Genomic DNA, 24,354 nt, shown 5'->3' on the forward strand with positions numbered 1-24,354 from the left:
TTATGGCCCATCCTTTCTCTGACACCTCTGACAATTCGCCTTCAACACCCTCTGAAAAAGGATTACTCGCACGTATCCGAACCGCGAGTACCGCCTTGAGCCGTGCCGAGCGTCAAGTCGCCGAATTTTTACTACAAAAGCCACACGACGCACTTGAAATGTCGATCCGCGTGCTAGCCCAAGCATGTGATGTCAGCGAACCAACCGTCGCGCGTTTCGCGCAAAGCTTGGGGTTTGATGGATTCAAAACGTTTAAATTGGCATTCGCTAAAAGTTTAGCCACGGGGATTCCGTATCTCCATTTAGACGTCAATCAAGCAGATCACGTCAAAGACGTTTTACCAAAAGTCTTTGACCGGACCATCGCAACACTGATGGAGGCACGTAATAACGCCAACACGGCCAGCTTTGAGGCGGCTGTGAGCTTATTGGCACGCGCTCGTCGTATCGAATGTTATGGCCTCGGCTACTCGGGTGCCCTTGCCATTGATGCGCAATTAAAGTTTTTCCGCTTTGGTATCCCAACGACGGTGTTTTGCGATGCCCACTTGCAAGCACAGTCTGCCTCCTTACTCAACAGTGACTGCGTCGTTGTCGCATTTTCACGCACAGGGCGTACACGCGACCTGATCAATAGTGTTCAACTCGCCAAACAAGCGGGTGCGAAAGTGCTCGTCTTGTGCGCCAGTGGAGGCCCTCTCGCCGATTATGCCGATGTGCATATCAGCGTCGACGTTGAAGAAGATCCGGATATTTATACCCCGATGACTTCGCGCTTGGCGCATCTCACCTACATCGATGCCCTTGCCGTGGCAGTCACCCTGCTCCGAGGCCCTGCGGCGATCGATATGCTCGAGCGTGCAAAAATCAGCATCAGCGAAAAACGGATCGACTCTAAGGTCTAACACCCTCACGGTCAGTCTGTGCGTTGCAGCAATGCTACGAAAGCAACAGTTTCGACTCACACGCATGGATTGCAAGATTTTTTCAGGCAATCTGGCTCTCTTCAGGTTATTGTAGACACTACTGAAATGAATGAGGACGCCACACTGCACTCGTCATGCGACGTGTTCGCGCCCCGACACCCTGATACACCAAGGAGTAATGTATGTCGACGATTGCCATTCACGAGATTATTGAAGATGTGAAGGATTTACCCACCCTGCCCGCTGTGGTGATGGAAATTCTGAACAATATCGATAAAGAAAACGTCGACACCCTGGAGTTAGCCAAAAAAGTTACGCACGATATCGCATTGACCGCCAAGACGTTGCGTTATGCGAATTCGGCCTATTACTCGACGATGCTCAAAGTAACGACGATCCAGCAGGCAATCTCGATGCTCGGACTCAATACTGTTCGTCAAATCATCGTCACCGCGTCACTGACCGGCTGCTTCCCAGAAAACAACTGTCGCGGCTTTAGCCATAAAGCGTTTTGGAAACACGCCAACATTGTTGGTATCGTCGCAAAATCAATCGCCTCCCAATTAAATTTCAATCAGGATGTTGCCTTCACCGCTGGCTTACTCCACGATGTCGGCATTTTGGTGTTGGTGACCTATCACGGCCCTGAATACGAACAAGTCCTGACTTGGCAAACGGAACATCACTGCAGCCGCATCGAAGCCGAACACGAAGTCATTGGCATTGGTCATGACACTGTCGGTGAAGCGTTGGCAAAGCAATGGAATTTCTCAGAGCAAATGACCCACGCCATCGCTGGCCATCATCACCCCGAGACACCGGGACTTCGATTCCTCGCATCCATCGTCAACGTCGCCGACCGCATCGCACATGTTCTTGCGAGCACCGACAACCCCGACCATAGCACACCGGAAATTGCCGCATTACCATGGCAAGCGCTGGGCCTTACAAACGAATCACTCGACCAACTTTTAATCGACGCCAGTAAAGAATTTCAACGGTTAACTGAAAGCATTGAGTTATAGAACGAACGTCGAACACGGATGACGTAAGGTAAGGCGACGGGCCACCCTGTCGCCCCCTCTCTTTATCTTTTCATCTCATCATCCAACACTGCGCTCAACCTCTGCGCTAAGAAATGAACCAACACGCCAATGCGCGGCGCTAATGCGGCTTGTTTGTAAAAGACAGTCCAAACAGGCTGACTCCAAGGCAAGGTGATTTTCTCTAAGACAGGAACTAAGCGTCCGGCCTCCACATCACTGCGCGTTAAAAATTCAGCAAGGCAAGCGATACCCACACCATTCAACGTCAAATGACGCAATGTCTCACCACTAGAGGCAGCGATACTAGGTTGTATCGATAACCCATCGCCACCAGATTGCGGCAATGGCCAAATATTGAGGGAGGATGGCTCTGTAAATCCCAACAAGCGATGCCCAGCGAGTGCGTCGATGTGATCGGGGGCTCCATGGCGCGCTAGGTAATCCGGAGAAGCCAACAGCCGCAGGCGGCTCGTTCCCAAGCGCCGTGCATTGAGGGTGGAATCTGCCAAGGGGCCGATCCGAATCGCCAAATCAATTCGCGCTTCAATCAAATCAACGACCGTCTCACCACTCACTAACTCAAGTCGGATCAACGGATAAGCATCCATGAAGTCCGCAACCAATGGTGCAAGTAAGTGATCGAGAACTGGCGTTGCTGCACTAATCCGTACAACACCGGAGGGCTGAGAAAGACGGGCGGTCAACTGTTCTTCGGTTTCTTTAAGGTCCGATAACACTTGCCGTGCACGCTGCAGCAACCACGTCCCCTCTTCGGTGAGATCGAGTCGACGCGTAGTGCGCGTCATGAGCGTCATCCCTAACTTAGACTCGAGACGAGATATCGCTCGGCTGATACCTGATGGTGTTTGACCAAGACGCTCGGCAGCGGCAGAAAACGAGCCCGTATCGATGACTGCCTCAAAAGCAATTAGTGCATCCAACTCAAGCATTAGTGACTCCCAGTCAAAAGTATATTGTAACCAACCTGGTTTTTCTTTGATAGCACTGCGCGCACACTGCGAACCCTCTCACTCCATTATCTGAAAGGAAGATCATGCCTATCGCACTTTGGGCACTGACACTCAGTGCCTTCGCCATCGGAACCACAGAATTCGTTATTGTGGGCTTAATTCCCACCATTGCCACTCATCTTGGCGTGTCAGTGCCATCAGCCGGACTGCTCGTGAGTTTATATGCACTAGGAGTCGCCATCGGCGCACCAGTATTAACGGCATTGACTGGACGCGTACAGCGCAAACTGTTATTGCTCGGCTTAATGGCACTATTCACGATCGGAAATTTAATGGCATGGATGGCACCAGGCTACGAGGCACTAATGGTCGCGCGGGTGCTGACCGGTTTAGCACATGGCGTCTTTTTCTCTATCGGATCAACCATTGCCACTGGCTTAGTCCCCAAAGACAAGGCCGCTAGCGCTATCGCATTGATGTTTACCGGATTGACCGTTGCACTGGTAACAGGCGTACCACTTGGCACATTGATCGGCCAAACATGGGGATGGCAATCCACCTTTCTCGCCGTCTCTTTGCTCGGTATCATCGCCTTTGTTGGTAGCTGGATCCTTGTACCGGACAACATACCAACCAATAAGCCGGCTTCCCTACTAACTCAATTATCCGTACTAAAAAAACCACGTTTATTACTCGTTTATGCGATGACAGCACTTGGTTATGGAGGATCATTTATCGCCTTCACTTACCTTGCTCCAATTTTGCAAGAAGTGTCAGGCTTCTCGGCGACGAGCGTGAGCTTGGTCATGTTGGTGTATGGCGTATCGGTCACCGTTGGCAATATCTGGGGTGGCAAGCTGGCGGATCAAAAGGGCCCCATTCGCGCTTTGCAGATCGTGTTTCTGCTGCTGGCACTCGTTTTATTTGCACTCACCTTCACTGCGCATAACCCGTGGTTCGCACTTGGTACCGTATTGATGTGGGGTGCAGTTGCGTTCGGTAACGTGCCGGGTCTTCAGGTATATGTTGTTAAGCGGGCAGAGCTTGATGCGCCGCACGCTGTTGATGTCGCTTCTGGCTTGAATATTGCCGCATTCAACATTGGCATTGCCGGTGGCGCATGGGTTGGCGGCTTCATTGTCTCAACCCTTGGATTGATGGCGACGCCATGGATAGGCGCTATTGTCGTGCTGGGCGCACTCGCATTAACAACAATCGCTGGCTATTTAGATCGTCAAGAGGGAATCACTCTCCACGCAACATCCACCCGCGTGACCGGCACACACTAATCGACTCCTCACGCAATGAAAGTCGTGCAAGCTGCGCAGCAACCCGCCTCCTTGCACGATGATTTACCGTTCCATCAACGAACGTCCGATACATTTTTTTATCTGCGCTCCACGTCCTGACAACGCGATGTTGTGAGCAAAATGCGAGAATGATGATGCCCAGAAAACGCATGCATGAGCTGCCCCGAACACTGCACTTTTTCCCCAAGTGATGGCCGCAACGGTCCAAACATATCTTCCTTGCCCATAAACACTAGTTGAACGATATTCACGTGTCCCTCCCCCGCTTCATCCTCATCGTCCCCAGGAGCAACGCAAACGGCTGGATCAAGCTTCAGCAAGAAATAGGTCGCCTTGGCATCACCATGCGCAACGCTTTCATAATTAGGCTGCTCAGGAAAAGTCTGTCGTGTCAGCGTCCCTTGAAGGGACACATCCTCGCGATACCGAAGACACGTGTTTGTATTGGTATTGGCATGCGCTGTGCCACCCAACGAGACACAGACCGCAGCTAAGAATAATGTTCGCCACATATGGGACACCTTAAAGAAATAGACGTGTTTTACCCAGCCGATCAAAACAAGTATCAGCGTTTGTTCAGGCAGGCGATCCAGAGGCGCGTAAGCGCCTCCAGCTTTAAATACCGATGAGCATATTTTTCGACCAAACCTCATGCGCTGACGCGCACTGGATTCCCGCCTACGCGGGAATGACGATGTCGTGGGTAGTAACTTATTCACGAGTTGCAATAGCCATGGATGAGAAATTAAATTCAAAATTAAACAAATCAAAATTAAACAATTTAAAATTAAAACCACACTCTCTTCCAAACCGTCATCACCCGCGCAGGCGGGTGATCCAGTGGCGCTTAAGCGCCATCAGCGTTAAACACGCATGAAAATATTTTCTGATCCAAGGCGTTTAACATCACCAATAATTGTGTCTTGATCACTTGCCGCGCCAATTAAATAAAAAGTTGCGTCTTAGCCGAGCTGAACTTGGATCGTTATAGCACTTAGCCCTTGAACAAATGCATTCGATTTGTATAATTTCTTACAAGAAAATCCTCTCAATAGAGCAAGATCAGCGCACAACAAAGAGAACACTTTTGCCAAGAATTCATATTCACGTAGAAGTCTGAGGTCAATAACGAAAGAATTTGTCGCCGTCGAAACTGTTTAATTAGGTTACACCCTCTTCAAGGTGTTTCAATCTATTATTGGGCAAGTGCACCTAACTTTTAAATAAATCTGTATCCCACAAACGCTGCTTTTTGTGGCGTCAAAATCTAAGAATCGGTTAATTTATGCGTTTTTTCAAACCATTAAGTTGGATCATCCCGTTTTTGCTTTATTCAAGTTCTTACGCTAATGAAGCGGTTTGCGAGCCACAAGGTGTCATTGATGTTAATCAACTCAAAGCAAGAGTCATCATCGTTGGCGAAACGCATGGAACGAATGAAATTCCCTTATTCGTTAGTGGTTTAGCATGCAGTCTGGTAACCGAAAATCGGCCGTTGATGTTGGGGCTTGAGATACCAGTTGACGAACAAATACCAATCCTTGAATATCTGAAGAGCTCTGGAATGCCTGACGATAAAATGAAACTGACGTCGGGGAAATTTTGGCATTCAAGTATGCCTGACGGACGAAGCAGCGAAGCGATGTTACGACTTATCGAGAGGGTCAGATTGCTGCGTGCTGCACAAAAAGATATTTTGCTTTTCGCAATTGATGCTGGCGATAAAGACGAACCTATTTTATTGACTGAAAACGAGACGTTTTGGCCGGGTTGGCGCGATTCAATCATGGCACTCAACATCGAAACAAGACTACAGCAATACCCTACCTATACAGCTTTGATTTTAGTCGGCAATTATCATTCAGAGATGGCAAGTCGACGTTTTGAAGAAACAGACATTCATCCAATGGCAGAGCGACTTTCGCGCTATTTCACCACCCAAAATATCGATTTTTCAACGACAGGTGGAGATGCTTGGGCATGTGACGGCCCCTCTGCAGATAAAGCAATATGCTCACCGCATCCACGAAGAGCAAGATCAAGTTTGAGTAAGACGAAGTATGATGTCATTGTTCCATTGGGCACCATTTCGGCTTCTTATCCTGCTGCAATTGGTAGTCAATAGATTGACTGTGTCCATCAATCAATGACATGCCGCACAGCGTTTTACTTTTGGAGAATCATTTTGAACCAGTTTGCCGAGCGTCTGAGTCTGAATACATACAAGATCTACGCCCCCTCAGGAGAAACACAAAGTGAGATTCAATTACAGCGAGGTATCTTTGCCGCAAGCGGTGCGCCACTTACACCCATGCTTAAAGATCTTAAACTGACGGACGCCCCTTGTGTGACCGTCCAAGGAGCAGCCTATCACTTTTTCAAGGTACTACGTAGCGACCATTTCTTCGCTAATCGCTTCGACCTTGGGCTGCAAGAATTATCATCATCAACAAGTCCCGCAATCACGGCACAGTTTGGCGGTCGAGGGAAAATCAACGTTATTACGTATCTGGACCAAGAATACACATTAGTTCCTCGGTCTTGGTTCGGATTTGGATTTGAACTTTATCGGGGAACCGAAATAGTGGCACGATTCAAGGACGTTTCTCCTTTTTTGAGTTTTTCTTCACGGCGACGCTATCTCATCGACTATCCAACTCAGCCACAGCCGCCATTGCTGGTAGCATTCACCTTTCTGCTCGCAGTGAATTGCACCTATCGTTTGTAATGACAAAGCCCATTATCCGTTCTTAGTCGAAAAAGGATAATCTTGAATATAAAAGAAAGCAGATAGTACAAGTCCGATTTTTATCCATTACCTATCATTAACGTTTTATCCTTATCTCATGAATACCATCCTCCTCTTGCTTTTATCAAATATATTTATGACTGTTGCTTGGTATGGTCATCTGAAATATGGTCATGATTGGGCGCTTTGGAAAGCCATTTTACTTTCATGGGGAATTGCATTGTTTGAATATTGTCTCGCAGTTCCCGCTAACCGCCTTGGATATGGATACTTTACCGGCTTTCAGTTAAAGATTATTCAGGAAGTAATAACGCTGTGTGTCTTCATCATTTTTGCAATTTTTTTCTTAAAAGAAAAGCTCGCGTGGAACTATGTTGCCGCATTTTTCTGTTTGGGATTAGCAGCATTTTTTGCGTTTGCGTTTAAAGCAGACGTTTCAGCTTAATGAAGTACGTCTTGATTTTGAGTCTCTGCCATGCGATGAGGCAAACGACCGTACATTTATCGAAAAACAAATAGAGATGAAGGGGACTGCACACGATGAACCCAATTTCTGATTTGCCATCATTACTCAGATCGATGACGCCTGTACTCAATCCAGGCACCTTCGCTTTTGCTTTAATCAAGCCAGCGCAATGCATCGATCCCCATATTATTTTGGCGTCAATCAAGGAAGCGGAAGGTCTTTCTGTTGTGGTGAGCGAAGGCGATGCAATAAAAAATCAACTAGATATTCTGTTTCGTTGCTCTTGGATTACGCTGACTGTCAATTCAGATTTGCACGCCATAGGGCTAACGGCCGCATTTTCCGCTGCATTGGGAAATGCTGGAATTAGCTGTAATGTCGTTGCTGGTGCATGCCATGATCATATCTTTGTGCCAGTCGACAAAGCAAATGACGCGATTCAGACGTTGCAGGCACTCCAAAGGAATACTGAAAGAACTTAATGGAGTGCGTTCATTGAATTTGCAGATGACCATGTTCTCCGACCTCATGCGCTGGTGCGCACTGGATTCCCGCCTGCGCGGGAATGACGATGTGGTGGATAGCAACTTATTCACGAGTTGCAAGTTGCAACCGCTATGGATGAGAAATTAAATTCAAGATCAAAATTAAGATCAAAATTAAAATCACGTTCCCTTTCAAACCGTCATCGCCCGCGCAGGCGGGTGATCCAGTGGCGCGTAAGCGCCTTCAGCGTTGAATCTCCATAAACATGTTTTCTGACCTCATGCGCTGGTGCGCACTGGATTCCCGCCTGCGCGGAAATGACGGGATTAACAATGAAATGACGAGATTAGCGGTATGACGATATGAGCGACATGAAGAGATTGACGAAATAGCGAAATTAGCGAAATGACGGACTTGGTAGCGAACTCTGGTTACCAGAATCAAAAAAGCCCCGAATGATCGGGGCTTATGGTGTTGATTTACAACCCGGCTTCAATCAAATGACCAAGCTTGGTGGCTTTGGTATTTAAGTAGCGGTTGTTATATTGATTGCGTTCAATGATCAGGGGCACGTGTTCAGCGACAGTGACGTTTAAACCTGCCATTGCAGCGAGTTTGCGTGGATTATTGGTCATGAGGCGTAATGATGTGATGCCAAGGTGTTTGAGCATCGGATCGCACAAACCATAATTGCGCATATCCGCTGCAAAGCCGAGCAACTGGTTGGCTTCAACGGTGTCAGCGCCTTCGTCCTGCAAATGATAGGCGCGGACTTTGTTTAACAAGCCGATACCGCGACCTTCTTGCCGCAGGTAGAGCAATACACCGCGGCCTTCGTGGGCGATCTTTTGCAGTGCCATTTCTAATTGTGGACCACAGTCACAACGCTGGCTGAATAAGGCATCGCCAGTGAGGCACTCAGAATGGATACGTGCTAATACGGGTTGTCCGTCGGCGACATCGCCAAGTGTCAGGGCGACGTGTTCTTTTCCGGTCGCAGGCTCAAAAAAAGCGTGCATGCGGAAGTTTGCCCACGTCGTTGGTAATTGACAGGAATCGACAAATTCCAAAACCTGCTCTTTGTTTTCAGCAGGCGGGTTGTTGCTTGACATACGTTTCTCGCGAATTCTTTTGATAACAGGTCTTTGGCAGTCAACTCACTGACAACAATGCAATGCAGGAGCCTGAAAGAGGATTCTGTTTCATTTTAAAGTGGCAAAGATGATAACAAAATGTATCACCAAAAGGGAGAGTATAAACGACCTATGAAAAAGATACCGGAATCGCTATCACTTTCGCAGGAAATGAACGTGGAAGATGTGCTCTAAAAGCCCCGATCACTCGGGGCTTTGCATGTTTTCTGAGATGCAATACTGATGAGTTAATTAGCTTTATTTGCGCCTTATTTACGCTTCAATTGCGAAATATCCCGCACCGCACCGCGATCAGCGGAGGTCGCCAATGCAGCATAAGCTTGCAAGGCCTGCGACACATAGCGATCACGATTGACTGGCTGCCACGCGGCATCGCCACGGGCTTCCATCGCAACACGACGTGCTGCGAGATCCGTATCACTGATTTTCAGGTGAATTCGACGCTCAGGAATATCGATCTCAATGATATCGCCCTCTTCGACCAAACCAATCGCCCCGCCCTCTGCCGCCTCTGGGGAGGCGTGACCAATCACGAGCCCGGATGAGCCGCCTGAAAAACGACCATCTGTGAACAAGGCGCACGCTTTACCAAGTCCTTTTGACTTAATGTAGGACGTTGGATACAGCATTTCTTGCATGCCAGGACCACCTTTGGGACCTTCATAGCGAATGATAACGACATCACCCTCGTGCACTGTGTCACCTAAAATAGCCTCAACCGCGGCATCTTGGCTTTCGAAGACGCGCGCCTTGCCAGTGAATTTCAAGATGCTTTCATCGACGCCAGCCGTTTTGACGATACATCCTTTTTCTGCGAGATTGCCGTACAACACAGCCAATCCGCCATCTTGCGAGTAGGCATGTGCTTTATCGCGGATGCAACCCGCTGCACGGTCTGTGTCGAGGCTATCAAAGCGTTTGTTTTGAGAGAAGGCTGTCTGCGTTGGGACACCGCCTGGTGCCGCCATAAACAAGGTTTTGACGGCTTCATCACTTGATACTGCGATATCGTATTGGGCGATGGCGTCAGCCATGGTGGGGCTGTGAACGGTAGGTCTGGACGTGTCGAGCAAGCCAGCACGTGCCAGTTCGCCAAGGATGGAAATAATGCCGCCGGCACGATGCACGTCTTCAATATGATATTTGTCCGTCATCGGTGCCACCTTACACAAACATGGCACTTTGCGCGAAATGCGATCAATATCGGCCATCGTAAAGTCGACGCCCGCCTCGTTGGCCGCTGCGAGCAGATGCAAAACGGTGTTGGTGGAACCGCCCATCGAAACGTCGAGCGCCATTGCGTTTTCGAAAGTCGCTTTGGTAGCGATAGAGCGTGGCAGAACGGAATAGTCATCTTGCTCGTAATGGCGCTTTGCAAGCTCAACAACCAAGCGACCCGCGCGCAGGAACAGTTCTTTACGGTCTGCGTGGGTGGCAAGGATCGTACCGTTACCAGGGAGGGACAAGCCTAACGCTTCGGTCAGACAGTTCATGGAGTTCGCCGTAAACATGCCCGAACAGGATCCACAGGTTGGACATGCGGAGCGTTCGATACGACCGATTTCTTCGTCGCTGACTTTGCTGTCACCGGCTTTAATCATGGCATCGACCAGATCGATTTTCATGATTTTTTGTTCGCCCGTTTGCTTAGGATGGAGTGTCTCTAAGACCTTACCCGCCTCCATCGGACCACCTGAAACAAATACAACCGGAATATTGAGGCGCATGGCAGCCATCAGCATCCCTGGGGTAATTTTATCGCAGTTGGAAATGCAAACCATCGCATCAGCGCAGTGGGCATTGACCATGTATTCAACGGAATCCGCAATCAACTCCCGTGATGGCAATGAGTACAACATACCGCCATGTCCCATCGCGATACCATCATCAACAGCAATTGTATTGAATTCTTTTGCCACGCCACCGGCCGCTTCAATCTCACGCGCCACCATTTGTCCCAAATCTTTCAGATGCACATGACCTGGCACAAATTGCGTAAATGAATTCACCACGGCGATGATCGGCTTATCAAAATCGCCGTCTTTCATGCCGGTAGCACGCCACAGGGCGCGGGCACCGGCCATATTACGGCCGTGGGTAGTGGTACGTGAACGATATGCGGGCATGAGCGACTCCTGTTGTAGTTCTGTGCAACAAATAAATCAATGAGGATCTCACTGTGCCTTGCAAATAACGATATGTCAAATATGAATATAATCAGAAATTAAGTCGTAATACATATTAATGACACTTCCATTGATCAACGGGCGACTCTCTATTGCCAACGGAATTCTTCGTACCGTATGGTGCTCGCAGAGTGAATTATTCACTTGCGAATGAGCTTCAAGCAATTGGTAGATACACGTCCGTCACCATATCCGCCTCGGCCACATGTGGACCAACATTGACGTAGTGAAAGAAAAGAGGAAAGCCGCGTAAGGACTCCCCACTCTGAGGCAACCAGGTTTCACAAAGATATCGGGCTGCGGGAATATTCTCTCGTGATCCCCGGTGTCTGACTTTTGCACAACGCCCACCTGGTATTTTTTTATTCACAACACCAAAAGAATTCGCCGCAACTTCCTCCTCTACCGCCACGCAAAAATCAGCCCGATACTGTTCAGGCGCGGTTGTCCACGGGTCATCATAATGAACGCCGTAGGTGGGATGGCGATCAGGGGGATAGCCACATTCGATGCGCCACGCAATCAGACGACGCACACTCTCGTGCTCTAGTGCAGGTGAGCCGCGATGCTCGATCGCTGCAACCAACGTGAGGGGAAATTCAACGATGTCGACGTGCATGGCATTCATAGGTTTTGCCATTCTCGGTTGGTCATTTCGATGTACGCCTTTTTTCGATGAACTCAAACAGCAGCATGCCTGCAATCATCGCTACAACAAAGATCGCGGCTGAGGGCAATCCCATTCCCAACCCGACCAAGGCTGGACCTGGGCAAAACCCCGCTAAGCCCCAGCCTGCACCGAATAGAGCGCTCCCCGCCACCAACCTGACATCAATGATCGTATTGGAAGGCAACTCAATGCGTTCGCCGATCAGACTAACTGTGCGTCTTTTGGCGATCAAAAATGCGATCAGCCCCACTGCAATCGCCCCGCCCATCACCAACATCAAAGAAGGATCCCACTCACCAGCCAGATCCAAAAAACCTTGTACTTTGCCCGGATTTACCATTCCACTGACAATCAGACCAAGCCCAAACACCAAACCTGCAATAAGAGATGTGACATAAATCATTGTTGTGCTCACCCGTGAAAAACATGACGAATAATAAATACAGTGAGAAAACCTGCGCCCATAAAGCTCATCGTGGCAACCAACGAACGCAGCGACAATCGGGATAGCCCACAGACACCGTGACCACTTGTGCACCCTGCGCCATAACGCGTCCCGATGCCGACCAATAAGCCAGCGAGTAACAAACGTCCCGTGCCTGCCTCTATTTGCAAGGCTGGCAAAGGTAAAAAGAGTTGATAAACAAGGGGGGCTATCAATAAACCCAGCAAAAACGTGAGGCGCCAATAGCCACCCATGCTCATTGATTTGAGCGCCCCCGCCAGAATGCCACTGATGCCAGCAATTTTTCCGTTAAACAAAATCAATATAGCGGCAGCGAGTCCAATCAAAGCGCCACCCATGAGCGCGGTCCACGGGGTAAAAAGGTTCCATGCGATAGACATGATGTTCTTTCAGGAAAACAAAAAAACGTGCTGGGATCAGCCCCAGCACGTTCAATTATTTTACTGTACGGCGACGCATTTAGCGACCCGATTGATTTTCGTCATGAAGTTTGATGCGGGTACTTTTCTAATCGAGGTAAAAACGCTGCTGCAAGTCCGAGTAACGGCAAAAAGGAGCAGACCTGATAAACAAAATAAATATCGGTCATATCAGCAAGTTTCCCCAGCGCCGCCGCACCAATCCCGCCCATACCAAACGCAAAACCGAAAAACAGTCCTGAGATCGTACCGACTTTTCCAGGCACCAATTCTTGGGCGAAGACTAAAATTGCCGAAAAAGCTGACGCAAGAATGATACCGATCACGACCGACAAGACACCCGTCCAAAACAGATTCGCATAAGGCAGCATCAAGGTAAAAGGCGCAACACCCAAGATTGACGCCCAGATCACCCATTTACGTCCTACCTTATCACCAATCGGACCACCCAACACCGTACCAACAGCAACCGCAAACAAGAACATAAAGAGCTGAAACTGTGCATCTTGTATGGATAGATGGAACTTACTGATGAGATAAAACGTGAAGTAGCTGCTTAAGCTTGCCATGTAAAAGTATTTTGAAAAAATCAGCAGCAACAAGATACCAATCGAAAACATGACTTGCCGACGGGGTAGCACGGCGTGCGAATGGCCAGATTTTCCGGCTTTTGTTGACATCTCACTCCGCCGACGCTTGTACCAATTACCGATCTGCCAGAGGATCACAATCGCCAGCAATGCCGCCACGGAAAACCACGCAATACTTGTTTGTCCGTGAGGAATAATGATCCACGCAGCCAACAAGGGCCCCATTGCGCTACCAGCATTCCCACCAACCTGAAAAATAGACTGTGCAAGACCATGACGACCACCCGAAGCCATCCGTGCAACACGAGAAGATTCTGGATGAAAAATCGACGATCCCGTTCCCACCAAGGCTGCGGCGAATAGCACGATTCCATAATGAGATGCCACCGATAACAGCAAAAGGCCAACAAGGGTGAACCCCATACCAAGTGCCAATGAATAGGGTTTGGGATGCTTATCGGTGTACATACCCACCACTGGCTGCAAAATGGATGCGGTCATCTGGTAGGTGAGTGTAATCAATCCGATCTGTGCAAAGCTGAGATGAAAATTACCTTTCAGCAATGGATAAATCGATAAGATCAACGACTGAATCATATCGTTGAGAAAATGGGCAACACTAATGGCCCCCAATACCCGAAAACCAGTCACTTCCTTTGGCGTGGGTGCGCTATGACCCACTTCTGTCGCTGTTTGCATCATGTTGATTCATCATAAAATTCAAGAGAGTGCAGACAGTCTAGTGAAAAAAGCGTCGTCAGTATTGCGACATCATGTCATTCTTTATCGCAAAAGCGCCATATCACAATGCAGCGCGGACAATCAGAGATGGTGTTGCTCTGACGATGTATTGCGCATAGCACCGCACGAAAATGCAAAGAAAACACAAAGAAAATGCAGAAGCGCGCATACCGCTGCGACAACCCACCCTCCAACAAGGGCGAATTGATGACAGCGGCGTGTTCTCTACGCTTCTGAGGGCAATGCGAGGTTGCTAATCAGCAGCAGAAGAATCAAACATGAGTTGTTGCGTCGCTCTTTGTTTTTTAGCGACCGATGCTACTTGTGCCCGTCTTATCGAACCGATGCCACCATTGGAGGTCCTAACAAGCTTAAATGAATTCACAAGTTCAGTGAGATTGTGCGCCTGATTTTTCAATGTTTCTGCAGCAGCGGAAGCCTCTTCGACTAACCCGGCGTTTTGTTGTGTCATATTATCCATTTGAGCGACCGCCTGATTAATTTGACCAATACCGGCACTCTGCTCCTGGCTTGCTGCAGTAATTTCGTGCATGATTTCGGCCGCTCGTTTGACGCCGCTGACGATTTCACCCATGGTATTACCAGCTTCGTCCACCAATTTTGCCCCAGCATCGACCTGAGCGACGGAATCACTAATTAAGACTTTAATTTCTTTTGCCGCATTCGCACTGCGTTGCGCCAAATTGCGCACCTCACTCGCAACGACGGCGAATCCACGCCCTTGCTCACCTGCACGTGCTGCCTCCACCGCCGCATTCAACGCCAAAATATTTGTTTGAAATGCAATACCATCGATAACACCGATAATATCCGCGATCTTACTTGAGCTCGTTTTAATCGCGCCCATCGTTGCGACAACGTTGGATACGGCTACGCCACCGCGCTCGGCCGTGTCAGCAGCGGACACGACCAAATAACTCGCTTCGCGTGAATTATCTGCGTTCTGTTTGACGGTCGAGGTTAGCTGCTCCATCGATGACGCTGTTTCTTCTAACGAACTTGCTTGGGTTTCTGTTCGAGAAGACAAATCCAGACTCCCTTGGGCGATTTCATTTGCCCCCTCGTTAACGTGCCCCGTACTTTGTTTAATCTGTCCAATTAATAATTTAATATTCGTCTGAAGGACACGTAGCGCTTCCGTTAAATCGGTCAACTCGTTATTGCCACGACTGACAATTGCTGCAGACAAATCCCCTGAACTCATATTTTCAATGGCGTTATTGAGCTCTAAGATAGGGGTAATGATGCTTTGATAGATATTGATACCGACGATGATGGCATATGCTACCCCAAAGGCTGCGAGCACATTCGTGGTGACAGGATAGTCCTTCACAGCACCAGTTATAGAAAGAATGGCAAATGTCACCATCAAGGCAGCGAGTACACCGACAAACGCGGTAATCTTTGATCCGAGGCGTAAGTTGGCGAAAGGATTGAGTTTCCGTACAGAGGCATTTTTGATCGCAACACCCTGTCGAATTTGAAGAGACTTGTCACCGTTTTTGATGGCACGGTAAGCGGCTTCCGCAGCGTTGACTTTGTCGCGAGATGGCTTCACGCGAATTGATGTGTAACCAACCATTTGACCGTTGTTAATCAATGGTGCTGCAGTCGCCTCCACCCAATAATGATCGCCATTTTTGCATCGGTTTTTGACCAGACCTGTCCATGCCTTACCGCTCTTAATCGTTTCCCAAAAATCAGCAAATGCTTCAACTGGCATGTCAGGATGACGCACGATGTTCTGAGGAGCACCAAGCAGCTCAGCCTCAGAAAAGCCACTCACTCGCACGAAGTCGTCATTAATATAAGTGATATTTCCTTGTAAATCTGTTTTAGAAACGATCGTTTCATCGTCGGCCAACATGTATTCTCGGTTGGTGACAGGAAGGTTGGTGCGCATGTTTCCCCCGAATGGTAAAAAAACACAAGTAAGTCACTGAATTTCATTGAATTTGATTCAATGCCGCTCGACACATACTTCATCAACTTCCATCAACGCTGGTGACAAAAGCAACTGTAATGCGAAGTGGTTTTACAAGAGATGATTTGAGGGAGAGGCCACTGCAAAAACTAAATGAATTTTAATGTCTGAAATGTTTTATCAACGGAAATTTACATTTTTTGGCTTTTTACACTGTCGTTTTTATCGACGCTTGTCGCACGACGGGAACAATGTACAGGGATAGATCACATCGCTATGACGTGGCATTCGAGCGATGTCAAAAAAGACAAGTAACGACGAAAAGGACACACCGTCTTTAGTTAGTTAAAAGAAAAGGTGTAATTAATATCGACAGCAGACTCGCTTCCGGTCCGTCCGATGATGGTGATTCTTCGAGTGAGCTGCCAACTTAATTTCACCGCGCCGCTTGCATCACCAAGTCCCCGCTCGACAGCCAAAACAAGCCCGGGCATCAAATGTTTGCCCACACTCACCACCTGATCTGTACTTGTCGATGACGTTGTCGACGTCGAGGTTGCACCAGCGACGGTCTGCCCTGGCACGTGGGATGAAGGTGTTCCACTGGCATTACCAATCGAAAATTCATCAAAGCCCAGCCCTTGAACAATACTCTTAGGTACATTACGGCTTCCATCGCCACCAAAAATTGCCGTAGCAGCAGACATAAGGAGTGATGCATCGCCACCCGCCAATTGATCAGAACCGCGTCCCAGTACCAACCATGTCAATTTTTCTGCATCGGGCACATCCGGCTCTGACACCAAACGCACTTGCGGTGCGACCACCGTACCAACGACCTCTACACCTGCCTCGACCGGCAAGCCTTGACGCAGTGCGCGGATATTCAAACCTGGGTTTGCAGGCGGGCCTTGAAAGTTCAGTATGCCCCGATCAATCGTCAATTGTTGACCATAGCCCTCGTAAAAACCTTTGACGGTATTAATCGACCCCGTTGCTTGGAGCGGACTTCCATCAATCGAACGTAAGCGCAAACTCCCGCTCAAACCCGTATCCAAACCACGCCCCACAAAAACGAATCGAGACCCAACATCGAAGCTCACATCGACGCGCGTTTTGAGACCTTTTTTATTGTTGGCTGGGTCACCATTTTTTACTGCGAGTTTATCCGTTTTACGACTCACGTGAACGTCGCTCGACAAGCTAGGGGGTGGCAATTTTGGTAGTTTGAAATAAGCACCATCGGCCAAGACTTTTCCGTTCAAACTCCAGATATTATTCGCTTCAGAAATACTGACCTGCCCAGAAATCAGCAGCCACCGATCCTTCCGTTGCAGGAGCGGGAACTGTTGCCATTGCGCGCTAATCGATCCTGTCTCGCGACCAATATCAAGTTCACCACTCGCATTAAACTCACCGCGCTGCCCCATGATATCCCAACCTTTAAACTGCTCATGTTGCGGCAACGATGTGACTTTGTTTGAAAATTGCAGTCGCGTTAGTTTCAAATGAGCGTCATCGATTTGCGCATCCAACACACCGTTCGGTAGCAATAAACCTTCAGAGGCAAATGCGAATTCGATTTCTCTGCCGGCCAAATCGGCATGATAGTGCGGCGTGCCCAACTGACCGGCAACAGTCGCATCGAGGTTTAACCTTCCCTTGAGCACCACACCGGGATTAATCCACGAACCAACCCACTCTAAATCAGGTAAAACGGCATTGACCTTGCCATTGAGCGGCGCCGTCGGCAACACAGTCCAAGCACCATTCTGCTTTTCGAGCAGGGTATCCCCTTTGACATGCATTTGTCCCAATCGGACACCATCTGCGTCCAGCGTCATTGCTATTCGCTGGCCGTTAGTACCCGCAACGAGGCCGCCAAGCCGCATTTGCACATTTAATTCCTTGATGCCGAGGGGGATGGGCGTACCGGTACCATCTGGATCACTAAAACGTAGATCGCCACTTTGGCGTTGAATATGAATCTGACCACGTACGATGTCACCCAGCTCGATATTCCAATCGGCATTGAGTTGCAACCCTCCAGTCACTGCATATTGTGGCTTGACGAGGTTGAGTAAATCAGTGACCTTCGCATCACTGACATGACCACTGGTTTGAAGTGATTGCGGCGTCCACACCAATTGTTCGAGCGTAAAGTGCGCAAGGTCACTGGTAATCTGCACGTTGCCCACGCTGATTTTTTCAGGTGAGATATGGAGTGCTGTAGGATTCACCAAACGGGCGTCTGTTTTTCCATGCAACACCAAGGACTGCAACTGGCCATCCCAACTCTGCGTTTCTATTTTATTCGTCACCTGCGTGTGCAGACCACCGCCAAATTGCGCGGCAATGCGTCGCTGCCCCGGCAATGCGAACGTCAGCGCAATATCATGCGCACTGCGACGACCCTTGAGCCGCAATTGAACCTGTTCAATTTTATCTTCCACATCTGTCAGAGAAGCGGCATCGGCACGTAAATGATGGGCTGTGATTTCTCCGTCAACTACCCCCTCTGTCGCCGGAGAGACATTGAGTTTTCCATCGAGATCTTGCAGCGAGTACACCTGCGCTGCGGTAGTGATGCGCAAAGAGCCCGCATGCATGGTGAGTTGACCAGCAGGTGCCGCGATTTTTCCTTGCAAGACGAGATCCGCATTCACATCGCCCTGAACGGACAGTGGTGTCTTTGCCAGTAAGACATTCAATTCACTCAATTGTGGCGCATTGAGATGCACGTTCAACGCATCATTGGCGCCACCCCAAGCACCTTGTGCACTCATCACATTGCTTCCCCAGCGCGCATCCAATTGCCGCACGGTGGCTTCTCCATTGTGCCATTGCAGGTCGGCGTTTGCTTCGACCACTTTTCCTGCATATTGACCAGATAAGTGAGAGACTTGTGCACTCACACGCACATCAGGTGAGATCTGCCCTGTGGAGCTAAACGCTGCGTTCAAATGTCCCGCTGGTACCGCCAGCCATTTTGCTGGATCGACATTTTTCAGGACACCTTTTACATGAAAAGCCTGTTGGGCATCGAATGAGAAATCACCCTGACCATCAATAGAAGAATCCTGCGAGGCAAGATGAAATTGGTTGAGATTGAGTAGTCGCTGACGAATACCATATTGAAGATCGACATTCAGCAAAGCCGCGACATCCCGTAACTGCGCACGAACCTGAATAGTGTCCTGATTCGGCGTTGTGGCAGTGAGTTCACCGGAGATCGCCGATTGGCGCAGATGTTCATCGATCTTTAATAAATTAATGTGATTGAGTTGAAGGCGCGCGTCGGCCTTCGGTTGTGCTGTCTGCCAATCAAGATTCACCGAGCCGCGTATTGTGCCGTCGCCGGCAAGCGCGACCTGTAAAGCGGACAATTGCAATGCCGTACCATCCAAAACAAACTGTGAACTCAACTGCGTCACAGGAACGCCATGTTGACTCAAAGCGGCAGCGGCCGCGTTCACCGCGGTGAAGCGCCCTGTCAATAACCCTGTCTTATTTTTCTTTGTAGCATCCGGGTGGGCATTCAGTTTGAGGGTGAGGTCTGCTGCGGGTGCCGATGCCACCCACATCGACGGGTCGACGTGTTGCAAGTCAATATCTAATTGCGACAGCGTTTCTTGCGAAAAGGGCGCTACGCTTGCACTCGCCTGACCCGATAATTGCTTAGCATTGGTGGTGGCTGAGGCCAACTGCGCTAAGGCCGTGAGTTTAATCAATTGCAAATCACCGCCAGCAGTGACTGCCAACTTCACCGCAGGCTTATCGCTCAGAACATGACCCGACCAGGTGGCAGTTGCTTGAATCGGATAAGGAGCCGCCCCATCCAAGCGTAATGAACTCACATCCACGCGTCCCCAAGGTGTCATACCAATAACGTGTCCTTGGTAGCGTCCATGATCAAAACGAAGTGCGCCAGTTAAAGCACTTAATTGAACAACTTCCGTCTGCCGCTGCTGTTGATCGATGTCGGCAATGATCAACTCCCCGACAGCAAGATCACGCGCGTCGAGATCGAACGGCAACGCCAATCGTGAAGGTAGCGTGGCTGGGGTATGATCGGATTGACTGGCGACACGAAGCGAAGTGACATACAGGCGATCAATCACCGCCCGTTGTTGCCACAAGGCCGAGGGTTGCCACGTTAAATGAATACCGCGCGCTTCTATCTTCAACGAGGCGCTATGAAACGTCATATTCGACACTTCAAGGTCATCACCCAGTGATCCATGCACATCATCCACGGTGAGGTGACCTGCGGTCAAATAATGGGCGACAGAGAACAAGGCTTTCGTACCGGCTTCGGTTTTCACTGCCCAGAAAAACAATGCACACAGCAGAAATACCAAACCGACGGCCACGCCGCCAAACAATGGCCAAAACCGACCACCCCGTCGTACCGCGACAGGGGTTGGATTATCATTAGCAGATTCCGGTGTCGGATTGTTCATATCAGAATGCAATTGCAATAGAAAAATCGAGTCTCAGTTTTTTCGTCTGACGACCATAAGCGAGATCAAGTGCAATAGGACCTGCTGGCGTGCGATACCGTCCTCCAATACCCATGGATTCATACATACGCAGACTCTTCCATGATTCTGCTGCATCACCGGCATCAACAAAAGTAGCAACACCCCACGTCGTATCAAGCCAATGCACATACTCCGCACTGGCCGTTGTCATCACGCGTCCGCCGGTGACCGCCGTTCCCTGCTCTACACCGAGACTTTGGTAGGCATAGCCACGAACCGTTGCACTACCACCTGTGCGGAACAAATAGTCTTCCGGAACGCCTTCATCCCCGCCTGCAAATACCTGACCGAGTTCCGCCCTTAAAATAACACTGTCTGCACGACCAACAGGAATCCAGCGTTGATACTTGGCGTAGAGGCGTACAAAACGCTGATCCGACAACAAGGCTTTTTCTGAACCTGCTAAATCGAGTTGATAAATTTCTCCCTTACGCGGAGCGAACGTATTATCCACATCGCGCCATGTCCAACCGACGTTCCCAACCAAGGCTTTACTGATTTGCGTCTGTTCACCATCGACCGTAATTTTTTCATGCACGAGGTTCACGCCCAGTCGTTGTTCGACGTGGCCATTGGTCGTGGTACGTTTGATGCCGATCGCATCTTTCACTGTCAACACACCAGAAAGATTTTCGCGATCAACAATGACACCAAAGGAATCTAGCTTATTGTCATTCGGCGGCAAATAGATATCGGCATAGCCCACCTGACGTTTTTGCTCAATGCGAATGGCACTGCGCAAATCCCACGCTTGGCTCAAAATATCACGATCACGATAAGCGATTTCGCTCCGAAACCCGGTGTTAGTACTATAACCAAGACCAAAACTCAGATCTCGGGGCTTGCGCTCAACAAGGTTCACATCAATCGGCACGCCCTGCGCTTTGGCAGGATCAGGCTCGATGGCGACAGCAACCGAGGCAAAATACGGCGAATTTTGTAGTGCACGTTGAAATTCAAGCAAACGTGCACGCGAATACAGCTCGCCTTCGCGAGGCGGCTGATAGCGATCCAAAATCCAACGTTGGTAACGTTTGAGTCCAGTCACTTGCAGAGGACCAAAACTAAATGCGGGGCCACTATCGACCATCAACGCCAGATCCGCCTTGGCCGCATCAGCATCAATATTGGCATCACTCTGGCTCAATTTCGCTGCTGCATAGACGTTTGTGCGTAAAGCTTCCGTCAACTGGTTTTTTGATTGGCTCCAGCCATCCTCCTTAAACACATCGCCCACCTTGAGACTCCAGCTACTCAGGGCTGCCTGACGACTTTGTATTGCTGCTGCATCATTCGCATCCACCGCCTGCTTGAGCGCGCCTTCGAATTGAATGTCAACACTGGTCACGGTGGTAATGGGGCCAGGCTCCACGTTCACATGAATCACTTTTTCTGCATCGGATTTGGCATCACGTAGAGCGACCTCATCAAGATTTTCAAAGCGAATCTGTGGTGAAAAGTAGCCTTCGGTAGCAAGAATATCGCTGATATCCTGACGAATCCGGCGGATCAAAGAAGGGGTGATATTTTGCGATTCAGGCGACGGCCCAAACTCTGGAATGTGTTCGCGCAATAAAGCAGACCAATCATTTTTGGGCGCTTGCAAACGGAAACTGCCGCTGATTCGGGCTGGAGTACCTGTCGAAGCATTCAGATCATCGTCACGCGTCGACTCGGATTCAACATCAGCCGCTTTACGCGTACTGGTCGATGTCTCTTGCACAGTGGCTGTCGATTGCGGCGCTTCGACACTGCCAACATTCAACGCCGTATGGCTTTCGACCTGAGGAATAAAGACGTCACCTCCCGCCCATGCAGGTGCACTGATGAGTCCCAACAACACCAAGGACAAACGCACGGGAGGAGTAGCGATCGCCATTAGCACTATTTCGTTGCTAAACCAACGCGACTAAAACCAATTTTTTTTGCATCAGAGATGACTTGGACAACATTGTCATATTCGACTTTTTTATCCGCCGAGACTAGCACAGCCAAATCGGGCTTGGCTTCATGGTATTCACGCAGTTTTTGCATCAATTTATCTCGATCAGAGGTCTCTTCTTTGTCTTCAGCTGCATTGCTTCCACCCGCTTCCGCCTTGGATTTGATCGCGATTGCCCATGTGTTGTTCTTGGCAATCGAGATTTCAATATACGAAGACGGCGGCTGGGTGGACTGCCCTGCTGTCGGCAAATTAATGACAGTTGGATTGGTCATTGGTGCACACACCATAAAAATGATCAACAACACCAACATCACGTCAATGTAAGGAACAACGTTAATTTCTGCTTTCAATTTGCGTTTACGTTCGCCACGCAGATAACTCATGCTTGCTCAGTCATTAACGTGATTGACGCTGAAGAATATTAGAGAATTCTTCGATAAACGTTTCAAATCGAATCGCCAAACGATCAATTTCATGCGAGTAACGGTTGTACGCCAAGACCGCTGGAATCGCTGCGAACAAACCAATAGCAGTCGCAATCAATGCCTCGGCAATACCAGGGGCGACGGCCGCCAAGGTGGCTTGCTGTACGTTGGCTAAGCCGCGGAACGAATTCATAATCCCCCACACCGTACCGAACAAACCGATGTACGGAGAAACAGAACCTACCGAGGCTAAGAAGGACAGATGAGACTCCAGCAAGTCCATTTCACGCTGATACGCAGCCCGCATGGCGCGGCGAGCACCGTCGAGCATTGCGCCTGCATCCAAGGAGACTTTATTGGCATTTTTCACTTTTTGGTATTCGCTCATACCCGCTTCGAAGATACGCTCCATCGCACCCATTTTCGCGCTGGCGTTACGGCGGTTGCTGACTGCTTCTTGGTACAAATCAATCAAATTGCCACCCGACCAAAAGCTACGCTCAAACTGCTCAGTTTGCGTTCGTGCTTTCTTGATGGCGAACATCTTGCTAAAAATGTATGTCCAACTTGTCAGTGACACGCCCAATAACAACGCCAACACCAGCTGTACCAGAACAGACGCATTGCCTATCAGACTCAAAAATGAAAGATCTTGTGTAGCAGTCATAAAATCAGATTAAAAACAGTAAAAGATGAATGAATTAAAAAGCACTACGATGCCAAATTTTATTTCTTAAACATGCAAATAAAGCAATAAATAGAAAATTCAGCCAGAGATGCAAGTGCGATGCGAAGGCACGTGGGGACTATACCGAAATTTTTGCCAAAACAACATCAGGAATGGGTGCGGGACGTAAGGTATTAACGCCGACACACCCCACTTTAATTTTCCCGGTCGCCAGCAGGCGATCACCACACCACGCTTCTTGTACAAATTGCACAGAAGCCTTGCCCAGCTTTTCGACTACCACGGTCAGTTTTAGTTCATCGTCGAGTTTGGCGGGTGAATGATAATCAACCGCTGTCGACTTCACGACAAACATCACTTCATGCTCTTGGGCCATCTGTTGCTGGTTGACGCCGGATGCGCGTAACCACTCTGTTCGAGCACGTTCAAAGAATTTGAGATAGTTGGCATAGAAGACGATGCCACCGGCATCGGTATCTTCGTAATAAACCCGAACATTCCAATTAAATATGGACATAAGTTATATGTAGCAATTGTTTTGCTGTTGTTTTGCTATGGTCAAAAGATTACCCGCCATTCTACTTGTAAACAAGCGATGGATAAATGATCTTAAGGATTCTTCCCTGA

At 49.0% G+C, this 24,354-nt stretch carries 21 protein-coding genes; 7 read left to right on the plus strand and 14 right to left on the minus strand.

Annotated features, from left to right (window positions below):
• The first annotated feature begins 2 nt into the window (after nt 1-2).
• Nucleotides 3-905, plus strand: a complete 903-nt coding sequence (locus ACO0K2_RS16785) for an SIS domain-containing protein (RefSeq protein WP_423020922.1) — start codon at nt 3-5, stop codon at nt 903-905.
• A gap of 203 nt (nt 906-1,108) precedes the next feature.
• Nucleotides 1,109-1,951 (plus strand): HDOD domain-containing protein, encoded by an 843-nt coding sequence (locus ACO0K2_RS16790; RefSeq protein ID WP_423020924.1) that lies wholly within the window; start codon nt 1,109-1,111, stop codon nt 1,949-1,951.
• A gap of 62 nt (nt 1,952-2,013) precedes the next feature.
• Here the strand turns inward: ACO0K2_RS16790 and ACO0K2_RS16795 are convergent, their stop codons facing one another.
• Nucleotides 2,014-2,922 (minus strand): LysR substrate-binding domain-containing protein, encoded by a 909-nt coding sequence (locus ACO0K2_RS16795; RefSeq protein ID WP_423020926.1) that lies wholly within the window; start codon nt 2,920-2,922, stop codon nt 2,014-2,016.
• 104 nt (nt 2,923-3,026) lie between these two features.
• Here ACO0K2_RS16795 and ACO0K2_RS16800 point away from each other — a divergent pair, with 104 nt between their 5' ends.
• Nucleotides 3,027-4,232 (plus strand): MFS transporter, encoded by a 1,206-nt coding sequence (locus ACO0K2_RS16800; RefSeq protein WP_423020928.1) that lies wholly within the window; start codon nt 3,027-3,029, stop codon nt 4,230-4,232.
• A 98-nt stretch (nt 4,233-4,330) separates the two neighbouring features.
• Here ACO0K2_RS16800 and ACO0K2_RS16805 read toward each other — a convergent pair whose 3' ends face one another.
• Complete coding sequence (locus ACO0K2_RS16805) at nt 4,331-4,765, minus strand: DUF4431 domain-containing protein (protein ID WP_423020930.1); 435 nt, start codon at nt 4,763-4,765, stop codon at nt 4,331-4,333.
• A 773-nt stretch (nt 4,766-5,538) separates the two neighbouring features.
• On the opposite strand from ACO0K2_RS16805, the gene ACO0K2_RS16810 reads away from it, so the two are divergent.
• The 4 genes from ACO0K2_RS16810 to ACO0K2_RS16825 all read left to right on the plus strand — a co-directional run bounded on the left by ACO0K2_RS16810 (nt 5,539) and on the right by ACO0K2_RS16825 (nt 7,950).
• Nucleotides 5,539-6,378 (plus strand): hypothetical protein, encoded by an 840-nt coding sequence (locus ACO0K2_RS16810; protein WP_423020932.1) that lies wholly within the window; start codon nt 5,539-5,541, stop codon nt 6,376-6,378.
• Between the two features lie 60 nt (nt 6,379-6,438).
• Nucleotides 6,439-6,981, plus strand: coding sequence for a hypothetical protein (locus tag ACO0K2_RS16815; protein WP_423020934.1), 543 nt, complete (start codon nt 6,439-6,441; stop codon nt 6,979-6,981).
• 118 nt (nt 6,982-7,099) lie between these two features.
• Nucleotides 7,100-7,447 carry a DMT family protein gene (locus ACO0K2_RS16820; protein ID WP_423020936.1) on the plus strand — a complete coding sequence of 116 codons (348 nt, stop codon included), beginning with the start codon at nt 7,100-7,102 and terminating at the stop codon, nt 7,445-7,447.
• A 95-nt stretch (nt 7,448-7,542) separates the two neighbouring features.
• Nucleotides 7,543-7,950 carry an ACT domain-containing protein gene (locus ACO0K2_RS16825; RefSeq protein WP_423020938.1) on the plus strand — a complete coding sequence of 136 codons (408 nt, stop codon included), beginning with the start codon at nt 7,543-7,545 and terminating at the stop codon, nt 7,948-7,950.
• Between the two features lie 483 nt (nt 7,951-8,433).
• Here ACO0K2_RS16825 and ribA read toward each other — a convergent pair whose 3' ends face one another.
• The 12 genes from ribA to ybgC all read right to left on the minus strand — a co-directional run bounded on the left by ribA (nt 8,434) and on the right by ybgC (nt 24,244).
• Nucleotides 8,434-9,066, minus strand: a complete 633-nt coding sequence (gene ribA, locus ACO0K2_RS16830) for a GTP cyclohydrolase II (RefSeq protein WP_423020940.1) — start codon at nt 9,064-9,066, stop codon at nt 8,434-8,436.
• A gap of 290 nt (nt 9,067-9,356) precedes the next feature.
• The gene (ilvD, locus tag ACO0K2_RS16835) at nt 9,357-11,234 is read right to left on the minus strand and encodes a dihydroxy-acid dehydratase (RefSeq protein ID WP_423020942.1); all 1,878 of its coding nucleotides are present in this window, start codon (nt 11,232-11,234) and stop codon (nt 9,357-9,359) included.
• Nucleotides 11,235-11,451: 217 nt separating this feature from the next.
• The gene (locus ACO0K2_RS16840) at nt 11,452-11,934 is read right to left on the minus strand and encodes an AraC family transcriptional regulator (RefSeq protein WP_423020944.1); all 483 of its coding nucleotides are present in this window, start codon (nt 11,932-11,934) and stop codon (nt 11,452-11,454) included.
• A 10-nt stretch (nt 11,935-11,944) separates the two neighbouring features.
• Nucleotides 11,945-12,367: a DUF6691 family protein gene (locus ACO0K2_RS16845; protein WP_423020946.1), complete on the minus strand. Its 423-nt coding sequence runs from the start codon at nt 12,365-12,367 to the stop codon at nt 11,945-11,947.
• Between the two features lie 8 nt (nt 12,368-12,375).
• Nucleotides 12,376-12,810: a YeeE/YedE family protein gene (locus ACO0K2_RS16850; RefSeq protein WP_423020948.1), complete on the minus strand. Its 435-nt coding sequence runs from the start codon at nt 12,808-12,810 to the stop codon at nt 12,376-12,378.
• A gap of 101 nt (nt 12,811-12,911) precedes the next feature.
• Entirely contained in the window at nt 12,912-14,138 is a 1,227-nt protein-coding gene (locus ACO0K2_RS16855; RefSeq protein ID WP_423021027.1) for an MFS transporter, read from the minus strand.
• A gap of 295 nt (nt 14,139-14,433) precedes the next feature.
• Nucleotides 14,434-16,104, minus strand: a complete 1,671-nt coding sequence (locus ACO0K2_RS16860) for a methyl-accepting chemotaxis protein (protein WP_423020950.1) — start codon at nt 16,102-16,104, stop codon at nt 14,434-14,436.
• A 362-nt stretch (nt 16,105-16,466) separates the two neighbouring features.
• Nucleotides 16,467-20,588: a translocation/assembly module TamB domain-containing protein gene (locus ACO0K2_RS16865; protein WP_423020952.1), complete on the minus strand. Its 4,122-nt coding sequence runs from the start codon at nt 20,586-20,588 to the stop codon at nt 16,467-16,469.
• A gap of 1 nt (nt 20,589) precedes the next feature.
• Complete coding sequence (locus ACO0K2_RS16870; RefSeq protein ID WP_423020954.1) at nt 20,590-22,548, minus strand: autotransporter assembly complex protein TamA; 1,959 nt, start codon at nt 22,546-22,548, stop codon at nt 20,590-20,592.
• A 5-nt stretch (nt 22,549-22,553) separates the two neighbouring features.
• Nucleotides 22,554-22,997: an ExbD/TolR family protein gene (locus tag ACO0K2_RS16875; protein ID WP_423020956.1), complete on the minus strand. Its 444-nt coding sequence runs from the start codon at nt 22,995-22,997 to the stop codon at nt 22,554-22,556.
• Nucleotides 22,998-23,010: 13 nt separating this feature from the next.
• The gene (gene tolQ, locus ACO0K2_RS16880; RefSeq protein WP_423020958.1) at nt 23,011-23,706 is read right to left on the minus strand and encodes a protein TolQ; all 696 of its coding nucleotides are present in this window, start codon (nt 23,704-23,706) and stop codon (nt 23,011-23,013) included.
• Nucleotides 23,707-23,845: 139 nt separating this feature from the next.
• Nucleotides 23,846-24,244: a tol-pal system-associated acyl-CoA thioesterase gene (gene ybgC, locus ACO0K2_RS16885; RefSeq protein ID WP_423020960.1), complete on the minus strand. Its 399-nt coding sequence runs from the start codon at nt 24,242-24,244 to the stop codon at nt 23,846-23,848.
• Nucleotides 24,245-24,354 lie beyond the last annotated feature (110 nt).

The sequence above is a fragment of the Undibacterium sp. MH2W genome, from assembly GCF_049340215.1.
Taxonomy (GTDB): Bacteria; Pseudomonadota; Gammaproteobacteria; order Burkholderiales; family Burkholderiaceae_D; genus Undibacterium.

What these genes read in the sequence shown, in the direction of transcription:
- ACO0K2_RS16785 (WP_423020922.1), top strand. Translation starts at nt 3, where the DNA reads ATGGCCCATCCTTTCTCTGACACCTCTGACAATTCGCCTTCAACACCC.
- ACO0K2_RS16875 (WP_423020956.1), bottom strand. Translation starts at nt 22,997, where the DNA reads ATGAGTTATCTGCGTGGCGAACGTAAACGCAAATTGAAAGCAGAAATT.
- ACO0K2_RS16805 (WP_423020930.1), bottom strand. Translation starts at nt 4,765, where the DNA reads ATGTGGCGAACATTATTCTTAGCTGCGGTCTGTGTCTCGTTGGGTGGC.
- ACO0K2_RS16790 (WP_423020924.1), top strand. Translation starts at nt 1,109, where the DNA reads ATGTCGACGATTGCCATTCACGAGATTATTGAAGATGTGAAGGATTTA.
- ACO0K2_RS16870 (WP_423020954.1), bottom strand. Translation starts at nt 22,548, where the DNA reads ATGGCGATCGCTACTCCTCCCGTGCGTTTGTCCTTGGTGTTGTTGGGA.
- ACO0K2_RS16800 (WP_423020928.1), top strand. Translation starts at nt 3,027, where the DNA reads ATGCCTATCGCACTTTGGGCACTGACACTCAGTGCCTTCGCCATCGGA.
- ilvD (WP_423020942.1), bottom strand. Translation starts at nt 11,234, where the DNA reads ATGCCCGCATATCGTTCACGTACCACTACCCACGGCCGTAATATGGCC.
- ybgC (WP_423020960.1), bottom strand. Translation starts at nt 24,244, where the DNA reads ATGTCCATATTTAATTGGAATGTTCGGGTTTATTACGAAGATACCGAT.
- ACO0K2_RS16845 (WP_423020946.1), bottom strand. Translation starts at nt 12,367, where the DNA reads ATGATTTATGTCACATCTCTTATTGCAGGTTTGGTGTTTGGGCTTGGT.
- ACO0K2_RS16840 (WP_423020944.1), bottom strand. Translation starts at nt 11,934, where the DNA reads ATGGCAAAACCTATGAATGCCATGCACGTCGACATCGTTGAATTTCCC.
- ACO0K2_RS16795 (WP_423020926.1), bottom strand. Translation starts at nt 2,922, where the DNA reads ATGCTTGAGTTGGATGCACTAATTGCTTTTGAGGCAGTCATCGATACG.
- ACO0K2_RS16850 (WP_423020948.1), bottom strand. Translation starts at nt 12,810, where the DNA reads ATGTCTATCGCATGGAACCTTTTTACCCCGTGGACCGCGCTCATGGGT.
- ribA (WP_423020940.1), bottom strand. Translation starts at nt 9,066, where the DNA reads ATGTCAAGCAACAACCCGCCTGCTGAAAACAAAGAGCAGGTTTTGGAA.
- ACO0K2_RS16810 (WP_423020932.1), top strand. Translation starts at nt 5,539, where the DNA reads ATGCGTTTTTTCAAACCATTAAGTTGGATCATCCCGTTTTTGCTTTAT.
- ACO0K2_RS16860 (WP_423020950.1), bottom strand. Translation starts at nt 16,104, where the DNA reads ATGCGCACCAACCTTCCTGTCACCAACCGAGAATACATGTTGGCCGAC.
- ACO0K2_RS16825 (WP_423020938.1), top strand. Translation starts at nt 7,543, where the DNA reads ATGAACCCAATTTCTGATTTGCCATCATTACTCAGATCGATGACGCCT.
- ACO0K2_RS16820 (WP_423020936.1), top strand. Translation starts at nt 7,100, where the DNA reads ATGAATACCATCCTCCTCTTGCTTTTATCAAATATATTTATGACTGTT.
- ACO0K2_RS16855 (WP_423021027.1), bottom strand. Translation starts at nt 14,138, where the DNA reads ATGCAAACAGCGACAGAAGTGGGTCATAGCGCACCCACGCCAAAGGAA.
- tolQ (WP_423020958.1), bottom strand. Translation starts at nt 23,706, where the DNA reads ATGACTGCTACACAAGATCTTTCATTTTTGAGTCTGATAGGCAATGCG.
- ACO0K2_RS16865 (WP_423020952.1), bottom strand. Translation starts at nt 20,588, where the DNA reads ATGAACAATCCGACACCGGAATCTGCTAATGATAATCCAACCCCTGTC.